The sequence below is a fragment of the Streptomyces sp. NBC_00572 genome, assembly GCF_026341815.1.
Lineage (GTDB): Bacteria > Actinomycetota > Actinomycetes > Streptomycetales > Streptomycetaceae > Streptomyces.
The window spans coordinates 105,297-122,900 of the sequence record NZ_JAPENX010000001.1 but is presented as its reverse complement, the minus strand read 5'-3'; the positions used below and the strand labels follow the sequence as shown (position 1 = coordinate 122,900).

The following is a 17,604-nucleotide window of genomic DNA, read 5'->3' as shown; positions in this document are numbered from 1 at the left end:
TCTCGCTGACTGGAGCGGCCTCGGCCGCTAGTCTCCGGGGCAGAGCAGGCGTTCAACGACCACTCCGTTGAGCGTTGCTCCACTGGTGTGGGGCGCAGGGTTCCTCACCGGTCCGTATCCGACAGATCGACATCCGAGGTGACGTAGGCGTGGCTCTTCCGCCCCTTACCCCTGAACAGCGCGCAGCCGCGCTCGAAAAGGCCGCCGCGGCTCGCCGGGAGCGGGCCGAGGTCAAGAATCGACTCAAGCACTCCGGCGCATCTCTCCACGAGGTCATCAAGACCGGCCAGGAGAACGACGTCATCGGCAAGATGAAGGTCTCCGCGCTGCTCGAGTCCCTCCCCGGCGTGGGCAAGGTCCGCGCCAAGCAGATCATGGAGCGCCTCGGCATCTCCGAGAGCCGCCGGGTTCGCGGTCTCGGTTCCAACCAGATCGCCTCCCTGGAGCGCGAGTTCGGCAGCACCGGCGCCTGATCCGGCGACCGGTCCGGCTTCGGATCCGGGACACGCGTCCCGGGCACACCGTTAAAGCTGGAATAATCGCTGCATGGCAGCAGAGGCACGTCCGCGGCTGACCGTGCTCTCCGGCCCCTCAGGGGTCGGCAAGAGCACGGTCGTCGCTCATATGCGCAAGGTCCACCCCGAGGTCTGGCTCTCGGTGTCGGCGACGACACGGAAGCCCCGCCCCGGCGAGAAGCACGGCGTCCACTACTTCTTCGTGGCGGACGACGAGTTCGACAAGCTGATCGCCAACGGTGAGCTCCTCGAATGGGCCGAGTTCGCGGGCAACCGTTACGGCACCCCGCGCCGCGCGGTCCTCGACCGCCTCGACGCGGGAGAGCCCGTACTCCTGGAGATCGACCTCCAGGGCGCCCGTCAGGTGAAGGACTCGATGCCCGAGTCCCAGCTGGTCTTCCTGGCCCCGCCGAGCTGGGAGGAGCTGGTCCGCCGGCTCACCGGCCGCGGCACCGAGTCGCCCGAGGTCATCGAGCGCCGTCTCGCCGCCGCGAAGATCGAACTGGCCGCCGAGTCGGAGTTCGACACCACCCTCGTCAACACCTCCGTCGAGGACGTGGCACGCGAGCTGCTAACGTTGATGCTGTTGACTTCTGGGGAATGATCCACTGATCCCCGGACACCCAACGGCTGTCTGATCTTTTTTCCATTCTTCGGAAGGTAGAGCGTGTCCTCTTCCATCACTGCGCCCGAGGGCATCATCAACCCGCCGATCGACGAGCTGCTCGAGGCCACGGACTCGAAGTACAGCCTCGTGATCTACGCGGCCAAGCGCGCGCGTCAGATCAACGCGTACTACTCCCAGCTCGGCGAGGGCCTGCTGGAGTACGTGGGTCCGCTGGTCGACACCCACGTCCACGAGAAGCCGCTCTCGATCGCCCTGCGCGAGATCAACGCGGGTCTGCTGACGTCCGAGGCCATCGAGGGCCCGGCTACGTAAGCACGTAACGTTCGTCACCACAGGCCCGGCGGAACATCCGCCGGGCCTGTGGTGTCTCATGGAGTCGTACGCATCCGAGCGCGGGGAGCAGCAGTGGGCGCAGCAGCCAAGCCGAAGGTCGTTCTGGGGGTCAGCGGCGGTATCGCCGCCTACAAGGCGTGCGAGCTGCTGCGCAGGCTCACCGAGTCCGGCCACGACGTCCGGGTCGTCCCCACCGACTCCGCCCTCCACTTCGTCGGCGCGGCCACCTGGTCCGCGCTCTCCGGCCATCCCGTCTCGACCGAGGTCTGGGAGAGCGTCCACGAGGTCCCGCACGTCCGGATCGGGCAGGCCGCCGACCTCGTCGTCGTCGCCCCCGCCACCGCCGGCATGCTCGCCAAGGCCGCCCACGGCCTCGCGGACGACCTGCTCACCAACACGCTGCTCACCGCGCGCTGTCCCGTCGTCTTCGCCCCCGCCATGCACACCGAGATGTGGGAGCACCCGGCGACCCAGGAGAACGTGGCGACCCTGCGCCGCCGCGGCGCCGTCGTCATCGAACCGGCCGTCGGCCGCCTCACCGGCGTCGACACCGGCAAGGGCCGGCTGCCCGACCCGGCGGAGATCTTCGAGATCTGCCGGCGCGTCGTCGCCCGCGGCACCGTCGCCCCCGACCTCGCCGGACGGCACGTCGTGGTCAGCGCCGGCGGCACCCGCGAGCCCCTCGACCCCGTCCGCTACCTGGGCAACCGCTCCTCGGGCAAGCAGGGCTACGCCCTCGCGCGGGCCGCCGCCGCCCGCGGCGCCAGGGTCACCCTCGTCGAGGCCAACACCGGCATCCCCGACCCGGCCGGCGTCGACGTCGTCCACGTCGGCACCGCCCTCCAGCTCCGTGAGGCCGTGCTCAAGGCCGTCGCCGACGCCGACGCGGTGGTCATGGCGGCCGCCGTCGCCGACTTCCGGCCGGCCGTCTACGCCACGGGGAAGATCAAGAAGAAGGACGACGGCGGAGCCCCCACCGTCGAGCTCGTCCGCAACCCCGACATCCTCGCCGAGATCTCGGCCGACCGGGCCCTGCCGGGCCAGGTCGTGGTCGGCTTCGCCGCCGAGACCGACGACGTCCTCGCCAACGGCCGGGAGAAGCTTCGCCGAAAGGGTTGCGACCTCCTCGTCGTCAACGAGGTGGGGGAGCGCAAGACCTTCGGTTCCGAGGAGAACGAGGCCGTCGTGCTCGCCTCGGACGGCGCCGAGACTCCCGTACCGTACGGTCCGAAGGAAGCGCTCGCCGAGACGGTCTGGGACCTGGTCCTGCCCCGGCTGCGCGTCACGACCTGACGCATGTGGCGCGTTTCCGGCCTTCGGTGGTCCGGCTGCCAGGCGGCTGATTTTCGGCGTCTCACGACGTCCCGGTGAAGGCGAAACGCCGAATCGCGAGTGATTTACGCCCCACCGGGGCGGGCGCCTCCGCCTTGCCGGAGGCCGATTTCGCGCGCCCACGCGTATTCGCCAGGCGAGACACCTGGTCCATAGCGCGACCACGACCGATAGACTGTTCGTGGAACGTCGCGGGGCGCAGCCCCCTGCCGGTCCGCGTCACGAGTAGCCAGCAGCCGCTGCAACCCCAGGGAGCGTTGTGTCCCGTCGTCTGTTCACCTCGGAGTCCGTCACCGAGGGACACCCCGACAAGATCGCTGACCAGATCAGCGACACCATCCTCGACGCACTGCTGCGAGAGGACCCCACCTCGCGCGTCGCCGTCGAGACGCTGATCACCACCGGCCTGGTGCACGTCGCCGGTGAGGTCACCACCAAGGCGTGGGCGGACATCCCGACCCTCGTCCGGAACAAGATCCTCGAGATCGGTTACGACTCCTCGAAGAAGGGCTTCGACGGCGCCTCCTGCGGCGTGTCGGTGTCCATCGGATCCCAGTCCCCGGACATCGCCCAGGGCGTGGACACCGCGTACGAGCAGCGGGTCGAGGGCGACGAGGACGAGCTGGACAAGCAGGGCGCCGGCGACCAGGGCCTGATGTTCGGCTACGCGTCGGACGAGACCCCCGAACTGATGCCGCTGCCGATCCACATCGCGCACCGGCTCTCCCGCCGGCTGACCGAGGTCCGCAAGAACGGCACCATCCCGTACCTGCGCCCCGACGGCAAGACCCAGGTCACCATCGAGTACGACGGCGACAAGGCCGTCCGCCTCGACACGGTCGTCGTCTCCTCGCAGCACGCCTCCGACATCGACCTCGAGTCGCTGCTCGCGCCCGACATCCGCGAGTTCGTCGTCGAGCACGTGCTCAAGCAGCTCGTCGAGGACGGCATCAAGCTCGACACCGACGGCTACCGCCTCCTGGTGAACCCGACCGGCCGCTTCGAGATTGGCGGCCCGATGGGCGACGCCGGCCTCACCGGCCGCAAGATCATCATCGACACCTACGGCGGCATGGCCCGCCACGGTGGCGGCGCCTTCTCCGGCAAGGACCCGTCCAAGGTCGACCGCTCGGCCGCCTACGCCATGCGCTGGGTCGCCAAGAACGTCGTCGCCGCCGGCCTCGCCGCGCGCTGCGAGGTCCAGGTCGCCTACGCGATCGGCAAGGCCGAGCCCGTCGGTCTCTTCGTCGAGACCTTCGGCACCAACACCGTCGAGAACGAGAAGATCGAGAACGCCATCGCCGAGGTCTTCGACCTCCGCCCGGCCGCGATCATCCGCGACCTCGACCTGCTCCGCCCGATCTACTCCCAGACCGCCGCCTACGGCCACTTCGGCCGCGAGCTGCCGGACTTCACCTGGGAGCGCACGGACCGCGTCGACGCCCTGAAGAAGGCCGCCGGCCTGTAGTCCCAGGCTGTATGTGACCGAAGCCCGGTACCCCGTGGGGGTGCCGGGCTTCGGCCGTGCCCGGTTGTCGGTGGCGTCTGGTAGGTATGGGGCTGTGAGCAGCGAGAACGAGAGGCCCGACAAGGCCGACGAGCCCGAGCAGCTCGCCCTCATCCGGGAGACCGTCCGGAAGGCGAAGGTGCCGCGGGCCAAGCCGCGGACCTGGCGGGGGGCCGCGCTGGCCAAGGAGCTGCCCGTCGCACGGGTCGTCGTGAACAAGGGCTCGCTCCATCTCGACCAGTTCTTCGACTACGCGGTCCCCGAGGAGCTGGACGAGACGGCGCGACCCGGGGTGCGGGTCCGGGTGCGGTTCGGCGCGGGGGCGCACCAGGTCAAGAACGGGCGCAGGGAGGGCGGACGGCTCATCGACGGCTTCCTCGTCGAGCGGCTGGCCACCTCGGACTACTCCGGGCCGCTGGCCGCGCTCGCCGACGTCGTCTCACCGGAGCCGGTCCTCGGCCCCGAGCTGCTCGGGCTCGCCCGTGCCGTCGCCGACCGGTACGCGGGAAGCCTCGCGGACGTGCTCCAGCTCGCCGTGCCGCCGCGCAGCGCCCGCGCCGAGGGGCGACCCTCCCCGGAGCCGCTGCCGCCGCCGGCCGCGCCCGAGCCGGGTACCTGGACGCGGTACGAGCGGGGGCCCGGGTTCCTGGACTCCCTCGCGCGCGGCGGGGCGCCCCGGGCCGTGTGGAACGCGCTGCCGGGACCGTTCTGGGCCGAGGAGATCGCCCGCGCCGTGGGCGCCACCCTGGCCTCCGGCCGGGGCGCGCTCGTCGTCGTACCGGACGGCCGTGCGGCGGGACGGGTCGACGCGGCCCTGACCGCCGTCCTGGGGGAGGGGCGGCACGCGCTGCTCACGGCCGAGGCGGGCCCCGAGAAGCGGTACGCGCAGTGGCTCGCCGTGCGGCGCGGCGCGGTGCGGGCCGTGGTCGGCACCCGGGCCGCGATGTTCGCCCCCGTCCGGGACCTCGGGCTCGTCGTCATCTGGGACGACGGCGACGGCAGCCACAGCGAGCCGCACGCCCCGCAGCCCCACGCGCGCGACGTGCTGCTGCTCCGCGCCGCCCACGACCGGTGCGCCTTCCTCCTCGGCAGCACCAGCTGCACCGTCGAGGCCGCCCAGCTCATCGAGTCCGGCTGGGCCCAGCCGCTGAGCGCCGGACGCGAACAGGTCCGCAAGGCGGCCCCGCTGATCCGGACCGTCGGCGACGGCGAACTGGCCCGCGACGAGGCCGCGCGGGCGGCCCGGCTGCCCTCGCTGGCCTGGCAGACCGTACGCGAAGGACTCAAGACCGGGCCCGTGCTCGTCCAGGTGCCCCGCCGGGGTTACGTACCCCGGCTGGCCTGCGAGCGGTGCCGGACGCCCGCCCGCTGCCGCCACTGCGCCGGTCCCCTGGAGGCCCCCGAACAGCGGGAACTGCACTGCGCCTGGTGCGGTCGCGGCGCCGCCGACTGGCACTGCGTGGAGTGTGGCTCGACCAGGCTGCGCGCCCAGGTCGTCGGCGCACGGCGGACGGCGGAGGAGCTCGGCCGGGCGTTCCCGGCGGTGCCGGTGAGGACCTCGGGACGGGACCACGTCCTGGACACCGTGCCAGGGCGCCCCGCGCTCGTCGTCTCCACCCCCGGCGCCGAACCCGTCGCCGAGGGCGGCTACGCGGCCGCGTTGCTCCTCGACGGCTGGGCCATGCTCGGCCGGCCCGATCTGCGCGCCGGTGAGGAGGCCCTGCGCCGCTGGATCGACGCGGCCTCGCTCGTCCGCGGCCAGGGCGAGGGCGGCACCGGCGGCGTGGTCGTGGTGGTCGCCGAGCCGACGCTCCGGCCGGTCCAGGCGCTCGTCCGCTGGGACCCGGTCGGGCACGCCCAGCGCGAGTTGGCCGAGCGGGCCGAACTGGGCTTCCCGCCGGTCTCCCGGATGGCGGCGGTGACGGGTCTCCCGGAGGCCGTCGAAGGCTTCCTCGCGGCGGCCGGGCTGCCCGCCGACGCCGAGGTGCTCGGCCCGGTGCCGCTGCCGCTGGTCCGCCCCGGCGGGCCGCGCAGGCCCGGCGACCCGCCGCCGGGCGAGCAGTGGGACCGCGCCCTGGTCCGGGTCCCGCCGGGCAGCGGCGCGGCCCTGGCGGCGGCCCTCAAGCAGGCCCGCGCGGCCCGGCTCGCACGAGGCGGCGGCGACCCCGTGCGGATCCGGGTGGACCCGCCGGACATCGGCTGACGAGCGGTACTCGGCGCGGTGGGTCGGCCGGCGCGCGCGACCCGGGTGTGGCCGCGCGCGACTCGGGTGTTCCCGCGTGCGCGCCTCGGGTGCGGAGGCAGGCGGACGTGGACCCGGCACACGGGACGGCCGCCCGTCCCCGGTGGGGGCGGACGGCCGTGGGGCGCTCGCGGGTCAGCCGTTGCGCGGGCCGGGGAAGGCCGACGTACGCGGCTCCTCGCGGAGCGCCGCGCTGCCCGAGGTCGGCTGCGGAGGCATCGAGCGGGCCGCGGGCACCGAGGGGAGCGTGCGGGTCGCCGTCGGCTCCACCATCGGTTCCTGGTCGAGGCCGACGCCCGGCTGGGGCGCCCGGCGGGCACCGTAACGGCGGTGGACGGCCTGCTTGGTGACTCCGAGGGCGGAGCCCACCGCGTCCCAGGAGAACCCGAGCGAGCGGTCGAAGTCGACCGCGGCGGTCACCAGGGTCTCGACACTGTCCCGCAGCTCCTGGGCGAGACGAACGGTCGGGGCGGGGGCCCGCCCGTAGACGACGAAGCCCGTGGACGGGCCGGAGCGGCGAGGGCGGTAGACATTGCCCAGCTGGGCCGTGAGCGTGCGCAGTGCGTCCACCTGCCGCCGGACCCGCTCGATGTCCCGCACCAGAAGGTGCAGACTCGCCCGAGCCTGGGCGTCGTGGGTTGCGTGGTCGGCCATGTGAAAGCCTCTCGAACCGGCATGTAAGGGGAAGGGCCGCAGGGGGGAACGGCGACCCGATTCGGTCAATCTCTCTTGACCAACGCGCCACCCGGAGTTGGGTCACGCATCGGGGGCGTACACGCATATGCGCGGGGCGCTCGTCCTTCCGTACGCCCCCTCCGTACGGGGCACCTAGACTGGTGCGCTGCCCGTAAAGCCCCCGGACAGACAGGCAGTCGCCACCCATGAAGCTCGTCTTCGCAGGCACCCCCGAGGTCGCCGTACCCGCCCTGGACGCCCTGCTCGCCTCCGGCCGGCACGAGGTGGCCGCCGTCGTCACCCGGCCGGACGCCCCGGCGGGCCGCGGCCGGCGGCTCGTCGCCAGCCCGGTGGCCCAGCGGGCCGAAGAGGCCGGGATCGAGGTCCTGAAGCCCAACCGGCCCCGCGACGAGGACTTCCTCGCCCGGCTGCGCGAGATCGCCCCCGACTGCTGCCCGGTCGTCGCGTACGGCGCGCTGCTGCCCAAGGTCGCCCTCGACATCCCCGCCCGGGGCTGGGTCAACCTGCACTTCTCGCTGCTGCCGGCCTGGCGGGGCGCGGCGCCCGTGCAGCACTCGCTGATGGCGGGCGACCAGGTGACGGGCGCCTCCACCTTCCTGATCGAGGAAGGCCTCGACTCGGGCCCCGTCTACGGCGTCGTCACCGAGGACATCCGGCCGACCGACACCAGCGGCGACCTGCTCACCCGCCTCGCCTTCGCGGGCGCCGGGCTGCTCTCCGCCACCATGGACGGCATCGAGGACGGCACGCTCAAGGCCGTCCCGCAGCCCATCGAGGGCCTCACCCTCGCCCCGAAGATCCAGGTCGAGGACGCCCAGGTCGACTTCGCGGCCCCCGCCCTCCGGGTGGACCGCGTGGTCCGCGGCTGCACCCCGGCCCCCGGCGCCTGGACGCTCTTCCGCGGCGAGCGCCTCAAGCTCATCCAGGTCACCCCGCTGCCCGACCGCACCGACCTGGCCCCGGGCGAGCTCGCGGCGGGCAAGAACAACGTGTACGCGGGCACCGGCTCGTACGCCGTCGAACTCGTCTGGGTCCAGCCCCAGGGCAAGAAGCCGATGAAGGCCGCCGACTGGGCCCGCGGCGTGCGCATCGCGCCCGGCGAGCTCCTCGGCACCTAGGGCCTGTCTTTCGGATCATGCCGGGCTCGCGGGGCCTGGCACGCACGCTCGCCGCGTTGTCGTCGGTCGCCGACGCTCCGCGTCGACTCCCTCCTCCGCCTTGCGATCGCACGCACCAGGCCCCGCTCCCTGATCCGGCATGATCCGAAAGACAGGCCCTAGGGGTCTCCACGCGGCCGTCACGGGCCCGGGAGCGGGTGGGGGCGCGGCGGACGTAGGCTTGGGGGGTTCGACCTCTTTCATTTCGTCACGCGGAGCACCTTTGAGCGAGCAGGCAAGTCGCCGTCCCCACAAGCCCTACCGGCGGCCCCAGAAGGACCCCGTCCGGATGCTCGCCTTCGAGGCCCTGAGGGCGGTGGACGAGCGGGACGCCTATGCGAACCTGGTGCTGCCGCCGCTGCTGCGGAAGGCCCGTGAGGGCGGGAACTTCGACGGCCGGGACGCGGCGCTCGCGACCGAGCTGGTGTACGGGACGCTGCGCCGCCAGGGCACGTACGACGCGATCATCTCCGCCTGCATCGACCGGCCCCTGCGCGAGGTCGACCCGCCCGTGCTCGACGTGCTCGCGCTCGGCGCGCACCAGCTGCTCGGCACCCGGATCCCCACCCACGCCGCCGTCTCCGCCAGCGTCGAGCTGGCGCGGGTGGTGCTCGGTGACGGGCGGGCCAAGTTCGTGAACGCCGTGCTGCGGAAGATCTCGGCTCAGGACCTCGACGCCTGGGTGGCGCAGGTCGCCCCGCCGTACGACAAGGACCCCGAGGACCACCTCGCCGTCGTCCACTCGCACCCCCGTTGGGTCGTCTCGGCGCTCTGGGACTCCCTCGGCGGCGGCCGCGCCGGGATCGAGGACCTCCTGGAGGCCGACAACGAGCGCCCCGAGGTCACCCTCGTCGCCCGCCCCGGCCGCTCCACCACCGAGGAGCTCGCCGCGGCCACCGAGAGCCTGCCGGGCCGCTGGTCGCCGTACGCCGTCCGGATGGCCGAGGGCGGCGAGCCCGGTGCCATCGAGGCGGTGAAGGAGAGCAGGGCCGGCGTCCAGGACGAGGGCAGTCAGCTCGTGGCGATCGCCCTGGCCAACGCCCCGCTCGACGGCCCCGACGCCCGCTGGCTCGACGGCTGTGCGGGCCCCGGCGGCAAGGCCGCGCTCCTTGCCGCTCTCGCCGCCGAACGGGGCGCCGCCCTGCTCGCCTCCGAGAAGCAGCCGCACCGCGCCCGTCTCGTCGAGCGCGCCCTCGCCGGCAACCCGGGCCCGTACCAGGTCATCGCCGCCGACGGCACCCGCCCGCCGTGGCGCCCCGGCTCCTTCGACCGGGTCCTCATGGACGTGCCGTGCTCGGGCCTAGGAGCCCTGCGCCGCCGCCCCGAGGCCCGCTGGCGTCGCCGCCCCGAGGACCTGGACGGCTTCGCCCCGCTCCAGCGCGCCCTCCTCACGGAGGCGCTGAGCGCCGTCCGCGTCGGCGGTGTCGTGGGGTACGCGACCTGCTCGCCGCATCTCGCCGAGACCCGGGTCGTCGTCGACGACGTACTGAAGAAGGTCGGCGGCGCCGAGCTGATCGACGCCCGTCCGCTGCTGCCGGGCGTACCGGCGATCGGCGACGGACCGGACGTCCAGCTCTGGCCGCATCTGCACGGTACGGACGCCATGTATCTGGCGCTGATCCGCCGGACCGCCTGAGCGTTCCGCCTTCGCCCCCGGACCGACCGGGGGCGCTCCGGCCGCTGGTCAGCCGGTCAGCCGGTCAGCCCCTGAGGACGTCCTCGGCGATCGTCCCCAGCCATGCCCCGTGCGTGTACGGGACGGGCGGGTCCACCTCAAGACCCAGCAGCGCCAGCCCGTACGCGTACTCCGCCTCGTCCAGCCGCAGGGCCAGCAGCTCGTGCACCTCCCCGCACAGCCGCGCCACCAGCGACCGGTCCGTGCCCTCCAGATAGTCCCGCAGGGCCTCTTCGTGGTCCTCGAACTCCTCGCCGAAGTCCTGCGAGAACCAGCCGCCGAGCAGCTGCCCGAGCTCGGGGAACCGGGCCTGCCACTCCCAGCGGGTCCGGGGCGCCCCCGGCGGCGGCACGTCGCCCTCCGCCAGACAACGGCGCAGATGCCCGGCGACGGTGAGCAGCCACGCCTGGATCAGCGGCCCGTCGAGTCCCGGGTCGGGCAGCGGGTAGACCTCACCGAGGCGCAGCCGCAACGGCCCCGGGGGATGGCGGGCGTACTCGCGCAGCTGGCTCTCGGCGACCCCGACCGCCCAGGGGCGGGTGTGCCAGGTGTGCCGCAGGTAGGCCGTCAGGGCCTCGCTGGGCTTCTCCTCGGTGTCGTCCGCGGGCTGCCCGGCGTACGCGCGGAGCACCTGGTCCATCTCGCCGTACAGGTGGTCGTGCTGGAGGGGAGTCAGCGGCATCGGAGGCGTTCTCCTGTCACGGGAGGATCGGGAAGGTGGCGTGCACGGTGAACCCGAGCGGTGTGTCCGGGGCCCGCCTCAGCACCACCCGAGCGGCCCGCACGTCCACCGGCGGGTGGCCGGCCAGCATCGTCGCCTGGGGCAGTACCTGCCCGACCGGCTCGGGCCGGGACGGCCAGCAGGCCTCGATCGTGAGCCGCTGCCGGTCCGACCGGGTCAGCCACCGGTGCACCGCTTGTTCGTTCTGCGAGACCACCGCCTGAGTGGCCCACTGGGCGGTCTCCCGATCGGGGTAGGTGGCGGAACGTGTCAGCAAGGGGACTGCTCCTCTCGGCCGCCGGTCCAGGTGAGGGGCCCGTGCTCCCGGCGCAGGTGGGTGGTGAGGGTGTCGGCGATCAGGGTCAGCCAGGCGGACCAGGAGCCGTGGGAGGCGGAACCGAGGCCGAGGTCGCCGGCGAAGAAGCGGCGCAGGGTGTCGTCGTCCTGGAACAGGGCGAGGGCTTCGGCGCACTCGGCGACGACGGGGGGCAGCCGCCACGGGCAGGTTCCGCGCCCGTGCCAGTACGCGACGTAGAGGCCGATCCGTTCGACGTCGGACAGCTCCTCCTCCTCCATGGCGATGCCGTCCTGGCCGAAGTACGCGTCGAGCATGCCGTGCAGCAGCGGGAACCGCTGGGCCAGCTCCCAGGCGGTCGGGACGGCGGCGGCGAGTTTCGGGTTCATGCCGACCTGCCACGCGTCGACGTACGCGGCGATGTCCAGGAACACCGCCGGCTCCCCGCCGGCACCGGACCGGGCGGCCAGCTCCCGCAGGTCGTCGGGGATCCTTGACGTCGTCGCCGCGCCCTCGGCGAGTGCGTCCGCCAGGGCCCGTACCTCCGCGGCGGCTTCGTACACCGTCGGGCCACCGCGCTCGGACCGGTCCCACAGGACCCGCAACGGAGCCTGGAGCGCGGCCTCCCGCGGCGCCGGGTCGACGGGCACGCCCCGGGTGGCGCGGGAGAGGAACGGAGCGAGCAGGGTGCGCGCGGCCGCGTAGCGGAAGTGGTTCTGATGCACGGGCGGGTTCCTGACGGTGCTAGGGCGTTTCCGGGAAGGCGGTGACGACGATGAACGGTGGCTGCCGTCCGTCATCGGTGAACTGGAGACGGACCTTCACATTGTGTACGGGTACGGGCTGGGCGTTGGGGCCGGTCACGGTGACACCCGTGACGGCCGGAGAGAAGTCGACCGTGAACAAGAGGTTGCCGTTCTCGTCGTTCAGGATCTTCTGTGCGATCTGGGCCGTTTCCCGGTCGATGGCTGCCTGAACGTAGTGCTGCGCGGTGGCGAGATCGTAGAAGGTGGAGGCGCGAGGAGGGGTCGGGCTGGCGTCTCGCATGCGCCGCTGCAGCTCCTCCGGGGTCAGCCCCACGTGCCGGTCGATGGCGTGCGCGGTCTGGTTGCCGACCTTCATGTCCTCCTGGTTCGCCAGGTCGATGGGGTACCGGTGGTTCGTCTTCAGGTCCCCGGGGACCGTCCAGTTGTGCGTGGTTTCGTAGCCCTCGATGGTGCGCGCGCCGACGGTCTGGGCGCGGGCTTCCTCGGCCTGGTAGCTGGGGACGCTCCTGCGGGCCTCGTCCAGTACGGGTCTGAGGGCGTTCAGCTGATCGGCGAGCTGGTGGGTGTTGTTGTTGTACTTGTCCACGCCCGTGTTGAGCTTGCCTTCGTCCAGGTTGTCGAGGAACTGCTTGGCGAGTCCCGCAGGCCCGCCGAGCAGCAGTGAGCCGACGTCCTTGAGGAAGTCCTTGACACTGTCCAGCTCCATGCACTCCTTGGCCGCATGGAGGTACTCCTTCTCGATCACGTCGCGGACGTCCTCCACCTCCTTGGTGAACAGCTGAAGGATGTCGGCGATCTTCCATGCGATGTCGATCAGGATCTGGAGTACGGGCCTCCGGCCCTGCTGCCCCGACGGGGGGTGCTTCCAGTCGTAGCCGTGCGCGACCGGGCTGTTGCCACCCTTGCCCCAGGACGCGGTCCCCCACAGGCTCGCGGTGAACTGATGCATGGCCGACTGCCATTCCACCGCCGCCGCGTCCGGGTTCCGCAGGTAGGCGATCGCGTCGTCCAGGTTCTTGCCGGACTCCTTGGCGTCGTCCGAGATCTTCCGCCAGGCGTCCCTGACCTTCGGCAGTTCGAGATCATCGCCGCCCGGGGTGATCTGGCCGACCTTCCCGTGATTGAGGGCCTTGTCCATCGCCTCGCGGATCAGCCCCTGGACGGCGTTGCCGATCTGCCCGAGGACGTTGTTGATGATCCGCTCGGCGAAGTTGCCGCCCCCGCCCCCGGTCCGCCAGCCGAGATACGCCGCCTTCCCGTACGAGGGCGGGGTCCGGATGACGTCCGGTACGGGCTTCAGGCTGGTCGGGGTGCCCAGGGCGGGGTTGGAGGCGTACTCGGCCTTGACGTAGTTGTTCGCCGTGATGGTCAGGCCGGCCGAGACCCCGCCGACGGCGGCCACCGCGGCGGCCCACACGTCCAGGTAGCGGCCCGAGACGTCCTCGTAGGCCTTCGCGAACGCCTCCGGACCCGAGCCGACCCCGCACACGCGTGGGTGGCCGTCCAGGGTGCCGAGAAGTCTCTGCGGGGCCTGGTGGAACCCGGTCTGGTGGTTCCGTATGAGGTACGACGTGTACCAGACGTGCGGCGGGTCGACATCGAAGCCGCCGGCGAACCCTCCCGGGTCCACCGAGGGTTTGAGGTCCTGGACCTGCTTGTTCGGGTCCGGTGGCGGCTGGCCCTGGGAGATGTCCTTGCCCTGGGGGTCGTACAGCTTGCCCGGAGCGGGGGACGGGACCGCGGGCACGTTCGGCTGGCCGTTCCCGCTTCCTCCGACGGGCGGCGGCGGTGGCATGCCCATCAGGCGGCACCCCAGCCGCGCAGCACCGCCTGGTGGGCGGCCGAGTAGTTGGCGTGGGCCGTGGTGACCGAGGCGTGCAGCCAGGCCTGACTGGCCTTGAGGTCGGCCATCTCGGCGCTCCACCCGTCCAGGGTGAGCACGAAGGCCTCGCGGGCCTCGCCCTGCCAACCGAGCACCACCCGTTCCGTGCGTTCGTACAGCAGGCTCAGCTCGTCGTTCAGCTTTCTGAGGATCTCCTCCAGCTCTCCGGCCAGCGCCTGTAACGCGGTGATGTCCACGGCTATGTGCTCGTCGCCCGCCACGTCTGCTCCCCCTACCCCTACAGGTCGTCGATACGGCTGCGCGGCCCGGGCACGGGCCCGGTTTCCGCGGTGCCCGGCGCGGACGGGGACTGGAGGGCGTTCGCCTCTCTCGCCACGTCCACCTGGCTCTGTGCCCGCCGCATGCGTTCCAGCACTTCCAGTTCCTGGTCGGTGAACCCGTCCCGGCTGAGCCGGACGGCCTCCTCAAGGAGACGTAGCTGCTCCCGGATGCGTACGGCGTCCTGCGCGGCCTCCGTGTGCAGCACGCGATAGGCGTTCCCCGTGGCACCACGCCAGCGCGCCTGGATCAGGTCCACGATCCCGTCCATCCGCTGCACCTGGATGTTCAGGTGCCGCTGCATGGCGTCGAGATCGTCGGCGAGTTTGGTCAGCCCGTCGTCCTCGGGCACGCGTAGATCAGGGTTGTGCACCGTCATGCCGGTCTCCCCGCCCCTCGGTCGCACGACGCCACGTCGCGCGCTGCAACCTACAATTCGCTTCCAGAGAAAGGAAGTTGAGAAGCGGTCAGGTGAGATCGGTGTGGTGGCGCAAAGCCGCCGAGCCGGCATCGCCGAGGCCGGGGCGGGCGCACGCCCCCATCCGGGCGGTCCGGCGCTCCGGCGGGACGGGCCGGGCGCCGGGTGATCCACGAGGGCGCGCCGTGGCTGAAGCCGTCGCCGGGTGGTCACGGTCGGCAGTGGAGGGCCGACGCGGGGGCGACCGTGCCCGACCCTTCGATCACCTGACCGCAATATCCCGGTCTGCACCGACCTCGGCCTCGTCGCTTCGTACCGAAAATGGTCTGGACCGCAACCGAAACCGCTCGGCGGCAAAGAAGTACCCAAGAACGTGGGAGGCTTGCCTCATGGCGCAGATCAACCCCAGCATCCTGTCCGCGGACTTCGCCCGGCTCGCCGATGAGGCCAAGGCCGTCGACGGTGCCGACTGGCTGCACGTCGACGTGATGGACAACCACTTCGTGCCCAACCTGACCCTGGGTGTGCCGATCGTGGAGTCGCTCGCCCGCGCGACCGACACGCCCCTCGACTGCCACCTGATGATCGAGGACCCCGACCGCTGGGCGCCCCAGTACGTCGAGGCGGGCGCCGGGTCGGTGACCTTCCACGTCGAGGCGGCCGCCGCGCCCGTGCGGCTCGCGCGGGAGATCCGGGCCAAGGGCGCGCGCGCCTCGATGGCGCTCAAGCCGGCCACGCCGATCGAGCCGTACGAGGATCTCCTCCCCGAGCTCGACATGCTGCTGATCATGACCGTCGAGCCCGGCTTCGGCGGGCAGGCCTTCCTCGACATCATGCTGCCGAAGATCCGCCGCACGCGTGAGCTGATCTCCAAGCACGGCCTGGAGCTGTGGCTCCAGGTCGACGGCGGGGTCGCCGAGTCCACGATCGAGCGGTGTGCCGAGGCCGGCGCCGATGTCTTCGTGGCGGGTTCCGCGGTCTACGGCGCGGCCGACCCGGCCGCCGCCGTCGCCTCGCTGCGAGCCCGCGCCGACGCCGTGACGGCCACCGCCCCGTGGGCATGTGGCCACTGAGCCTCCGGCTGATGAACGCGGTCCGTCGGGCCGCCGACAGGACTGATCAAGGCTCGCCGGATCTGACAGGATGGACGGCGAGTCCAGAGTGTGAACGACAGCGGTACGCGAACAGCGGTACATGAACGTCGTACGTGAACAGCGGTACGTGAACAGCAGTGAGGAGATCGCGGTGGCGGGTATGTCGGCGGGACGATCAGCCCTGCGGATGGGCCCCGCGGAGCTGGTGCAGGCGGCGGCCATGGCCCGCCGCTTCTACCTCGAGGGCAAGTCCAAGATCCAGATCGCCGAGGAGTTCGGCGTGAGCCGCTTCAAGGTGGCCCGGGTCCTGGAGACCGCCCTGGAGCGCGATCTCGTACGGATCGAGATCCGCGTACCGGCCGAGCTGGACGCCGAGCGCTCCGACGCGCTCCGCGCCCGCTACGGGCTCCGCCACGCCGTCGTCGTCGAGTCCCCGGCGGAGGGCGAGGACGAGTCGCCCGACCCCGAGAACCTCGGCGAGGTGGCGGCCGACCTGCTCGGCGAGCTGGTCACCGAAGGGGACGTCCTGGGCCTGGCCTGGGGCCGCTCCACCATCCACATGGCGGCGGCCCTCGACCGGCTGCCCCCGTGCACGGTCGTCCAGCTCACCGGGGTGTACGACGCCGGGACCGCCGAGCGCGGCTCCGTCGAGGCGGTACGCCGCGCCGCCCAGGTCTCCGGCGGCGAGGCGCACCCGATCTACGCGCCCATGCTGCTGCCCGACCCGGCGACGGCGGCCGCGCTGCGCAGCCAGACCGGTATCGCGCGGGCCTTCGAGTACTTCGACAAGGTGACCGTCGCCTGCGTCTCCATCGGCTCCTGGGAGCCGGGCATCTCCACCGTCCACGACATGCTCTCGGACGAGGAGCGCGCCCACTACGCCTCGCTCGGCGTCGCCGCCGAGATGTCCGCGCACCTCTTCGACGCCGAGGGGCGCCGGGTCGGCCGCGACCTGGGCGAGCGCTGCATCACCGTCGAGGCGGACCGGCTGCGCCGGATCCCCGAGGTCGTGGCCATCGCGGGCGGCCAGCGCAAGGCGGCGGCGATCGGTGCGGTGCTCCGCTCCGGGCTCGTCACCAGCCTCGTCACCGACCGCGCGGCGGCGGACTACCTGCTCACCGAGTCCAGCCCGGGCACGCACCCGGCGCTCGACCGGACGGACCCCGACGGCAGCTGAGAGACACCGCCGCCGACCCGGGCGATCCAGGGGCCGGAGCCGGACGGACCCCGACGGCAGCTGAGAGACACCGCCGTCGACCCGGGCGATCCAGGGGCCGGAGCCATCCCGTAACGGTATGTTCGGGACATGTTGCTCCGGCCCCTGCGCGTGCTCCTCGCGCTCGTCCTGTGCGTCTTCCTGGCCGGGTGCTCCTCGGCGAGCGGCGGGGCCGCTCCCGCAGCCCCCGCTCGCACCACCGGCACCGCCGAGGCCGCCGCGCCCACCGGAACCTCGGGACTGCCCACCGTGCGGGCCGCCGACCTGCCGCCCGAGGCGCGCAGGACACTCGACCTCATCGCGCGCGGCGGCCCTTTCCCGTACGCCAGGGACGGTGCTGTCTTCTCGAACTTCGAGCGGATCCTGCCCCGCGAGGGCCGCGGCTACTACCGCGAGTACACCGTGAAGACCCCCGGAGAACGCGACCGCGGGGCACGCCGGATCGTCACGGGGCGGAACGGCGAGATCTACTGGACCGACGACCACTACGACAGCTTCCGGGAGGTGATCACGGATGAGGATTGACGACCCCGTCGTCCTCGATCTGGCCGGCGTCACGGACAAGGCCGCCCTCATGGACCGGTGTGCCACCGCCCTCGCTCTGCCCGACTGGTTCGGCCGGAACTGGGACGCCCTCGCCGACTGCCTCTCCGACCTGCCCGAACCGGTCACCCTCGTCGTCACCGGCTGGCGGGAGTACGCCAGGACCCGCCCCCGCGAGTGGGGGACCGCCCAGGACGTCTTCGCCACGGCCGTCGACGAGCGCCCCACCCGCCTCACGGTCCTCCTCTCCCTCGGGGAGGCTTTCGGAGGATCCGACGAAAGCCCTGCCGCAAGCCTCGGATGA

At 72.3% G+C, this 17,604-nt stretch carries 19 protein-coding genes; 12 read left to right on the top strand and 7 right to left on the bottom strand.

All coding sequences use genetic code 11. The features are described 5' to 3' along the window. Positions 1–149: 149 nt before the first annotated feature. From OG514_RS00540 to OG514_RS00515, 6 genes are all read left to right on the top strand, one after another. The gene (locus tag OG514_RS00540; RefSeq protein WP_030204477.1) at positions 150–473 is read left to right on the top strand and encodes an integration host factor; all 324 of its coding nucleotides are present in this window, start codon (positions 150–152) and stop codon (positions 471–473) included. 73 nt (positions 474–546) lie between these two features. After that, entirely contained in the window at positions 547–1,119 is a 573-nt protein-coding gene (gene gmk / locus OG514_RS00535; RefSeq protein ID WP_266889616.1) for a guanylate kinase, read from the top strand. A gap of 63 nt (positions 1,120–1,182) precedes the next feature. Continuing rightward, on the top strand, positions 1,183–1,455 hold the full coding sequence (gene rpoZ / locus OG514_RS00530; protein ID WP_030316319.1) for a DNA-directed RNA polymerase subunit omega: 273 nt from the start codon (positions 1,183–1,185) through the stop codon (positions 1,453–1,455). A gap of 93 nt (positions 1,456–1,548) precedes the next feature. Then, entirely contained in the window at positions 1,549–2,769 is a 1,221-nt protein-coding gene (gene coaBC, locus OG514_RS00525; RefSeq protein ID WP_266889612.1) for a bifunctional phosphopantothenoylcysteine decarboxylase/phosphopantothenate--cysteine ligase CoaBC, read from the top strand. Between the two features lie 298 nt (positions 2,770–3,067). Beyond that, positions 3,068–4,276: a methionine adenosyltransferase gene (gene metK, locus OG514_RS00520; protein ID WP_266889609.1), complete on the top strand. Its 1,209-nt coding sequence runs from the start codon at positions 3,068–3,070 to the stop codon at positions 4,274–4,276. A gap of 94 nt (positions 4,277–4,370) precedes the next feature. Next, positions 4,371–6,518, top strand: coding sequence for a primosomal protein N' (locus OG514_RS00515; RefSeq protein ID WP_266889606.1), 2,148 nt, complete (start codon positions 4,371–4,373; stop codon positions 6,516–6,518). 174 nt (positions 6,519–6,692) lie between these two features. Here the strand turns inward: OG514_RS00515 and OG514_RS00510 are convergent, their stop codons facing one another. Next, positions 6,693–7,211, bottom strand: a complete 519-nt coding sequence (locus OG514_RS00510; RefSeq protein WP_266889603.1) for a hypothetical protein — start codon at positions 7,209–7,211, stop codon at positions 6,693–6,695. A 227-nt stretch (positions 7,212–7,438) separates the two neighbouring features. Here OG514_RS00510 and fmt point away from each other — a divergent pair, with 227 nt between their 5' ends. Both fmt and OG514_RS00500 read left to right on the top strand, forming a co-directional pair. Beyond that, a complete protein-coding gene (gene fmt, locus OG514_RS00505; RefSeq protein WP_266889601.1) occupies positions 7,439–8,371 on the top strand; it encodes a methionyl-tRNA formyltransferase in 933 nt (310 codons plus the stop codon). 262 nt (positions 8,372–8,633) lie between these two features. Beyond that, positions 8,634–10,046, top strand: coding sequence for an RsmB/NOP family class I SAM-dependent RNA methyltransferase (locus OG514_RS00500; RefSeq protein WP_266889599.1), 1,413 nt, complete (start codon positions 8,634–8,636; stop codon positions 10,044–10,046). 64 nt (positions 10,047–10,110) lie between these two features. Here the strand turns inward: OG514_RS00500 and OG514_RS00495 are convergent, their stop codons facing one another. From OG514_RS00495 to OG514_RS00470, 6 genes are read right to left on the bottom strand one after another with little or no spacing between them, the layout of a single operon-like run. Then, a complete protein-coding gene (locus tag OG514_RS00495; protein WP_266889597.1) occupies positions 10,111–10,767 on the bottom strand; it encodes a contact-dependent growth inhibition system immunity protein in 657 nt (218 codons plus the stop codon). A 16-nt stretch (positions 10,768–10,783) separates the two neighbouring features. Next, a complete protein-coding gene (locus tag OG514_RS00490) occupies positions 10,784–11,083 on the bottom strand; it encodes an RNase A-like domain-containing protein (RefSeq protein ID WP_266889595.1) in 300 nt (99 codons plus the stop codon). Next, complete coding sequence (locus tag OG514_RS00485) at positions 11,077–11,826, bottom strand: hypothetical protein (RefSeq protein WP_266889593.1); 750 nt, start codon at positions 11,824–11,826, stop codon at positions 11,077–11,079. Before OG514_RS00485 ends, OG514_RS00490 begins: the two co-directional genes overlap by 7 nt. A 19-nt stretch (positions 11,827–11,845) precedes the next feature. Continuing rightward, positions 11,846–13,669 carry an RNase A-like domain-containing protein gene (locus OG514_RS00480; protein WP_266889591.1) on the bottom strand — a complete coding sequence of 608 codons (1,824 nt, stop codon included), beginning with the start codon at positions 13,667–13,669 and terminating at the stop codon, positions 11,846–11,848. Beyond that, complete coding sequence (locus tag OG514_RS00475; RefSeq protein ID WP_266889588.1) at positions 13,669–13,971, bottom strand: WXG100 family type VII secretion target; 303 nt, start codon at positions 13,969–13,971, stop codon at positions 13,669–13,671. Before OG514_RS00475 ends, OG514_RS00480 begins: the two co-directional genes overlap by 1 nt. Before the next feature lie 17 nt (positions 13,972–13,988). Beyond that, on the bottom strand, positions 13,989–14,408 hold the full coding sequence (locus OG514_RS00470; RefSeq protein ID WP_266889586.1) for a WXG100 family type VII secretion target: 420 nt from the start codon (positions 14,406–14,408) through the stop codon (positions 13,989–13,991). Between the two features lie 428 nt (positions 14,409–14,836). Here OG514_RS00470 and rpe point away from each other — a divergent pair, with 428 nt between their 5' ends. The 4 genes from rpe to OG514_RS00450 all read left to right on the top strand — a co-directional run bounded on the left by rpe (position 14,837) and on the right by OG514_RS00450 (position 17,604). After that, complete coding sequence (rpe, locus tag OG514_RS00465) at positions 14,837–15,520, top strand: ribulose-phosphate 3-epimerase (RefSeq protein WP_266889584.1); 684 nt, start codon at positions 14,837–14,839, stop codon at positions 15,518–15,520. Positions 15,521–15,668: 148 nt separating this feature from the next. Then, positions 15,669–16,718, top strand: a complete 1,050-nt coding sequence (locus OG514_RS00460) for a sugar-binding transcriptional regulator (RefSeq protein ID WP_181399460.1) — start codon at positions 15,669–15,671, stop codon at positions 16,716–16,718. Between the two features lie 129 nt (positions 16,719–16,847). Then, positions 16,848–17,282, top strand: a complete 435-nt coding sequence (locus tag OG514_RS00455) for a ribonuclease domain-containing protein (RefSeq protein WP_266889581.1) — start codon at positions 16,848–16,850, stop codon at positions 17,280–17,282. After that, positions 17,272–17,604, top strand: a complete 333-nt coding sequence (locus OG514_RS00450; RefSeq protein WP_266889579.1) for a barstar family protein — start codon at positions 17,272–17,274, stop codon at positions 17,602–17,604. The genes OG514_RS00455 and OG514_RS00450 overlap by 11 nt, the downstream gene beginning before the upstream one ends.

What these genes read in the sequence shown, in the direction of transcription:
- OG514_RS00510 (WP_266889603.1), bottom strand. Translation starts at nt 7,211, where the DNA reads ATGGCCGACCACGCAACCCACGACGCCCAGGCTCGGGCGAGTCTGCAC.
- OG514_RS00450 (WP_266889579.1), top strand. Translation starts at nt 17,272, where the DNA reads ATGAGGATTGACGACCCCGTCGTCCTCGATCTGGCCGGCGTCACGGAC.
- OG514_RS00480 (WP_266889591.1), bottom strand. Translation starts at nt 13,669, where the DNA reads ATGGGCATGCCACCGCCGCCGCCCGTCGGAGGAAGCGGGAACGGCCAG.
- OG514_RS00455 (WP_266889581.1), top strand. Translation starts at nt 16,848, where the DNA reads ATGTTGCTCCGGCCCCTGCGCGTGCTCCTCGCGCTCGTCCTGTGCGTC.
- fmt (WP_266889601.1), top strand. Translation starts at nt 7,439, where the DNA reads ATGAAGCTCGTCTTCGCAGGCACCCCCGAGGTCGCCGTACCCGCCCTG.
- OG514_RS00470 (WP_266889586.1), bottom strand. Translation starts at nt 14,408, where the DNA reads ATGACGGTGCACAACCCTGATCTACGCGTGCCCGAGGACGACGGGCTG.
- rpe (WP_266889584.1), top strand. Translation starts at nt 14,837, where the DNA reads ATGGCGCAGATCAACCCCAGCATCCTGTCCGCGGACTTCGCCCGGCTC.
- gmk (WP_266889616.1), top strand. Translation starts at nt 547, where the DNA reads ATGGCAGCAGAGGCACGTCCGCGGCTGACCGTGCTCTCCGGCCCCTCA.
- OG514_RS00495 (WP_266889597.1), bottom strand. Translation starts at nt 10,767, where the DNA reads ATGCCGCTGACTCCCCTCCAGCACGACCACCTGTACGGCGAGATGGAC.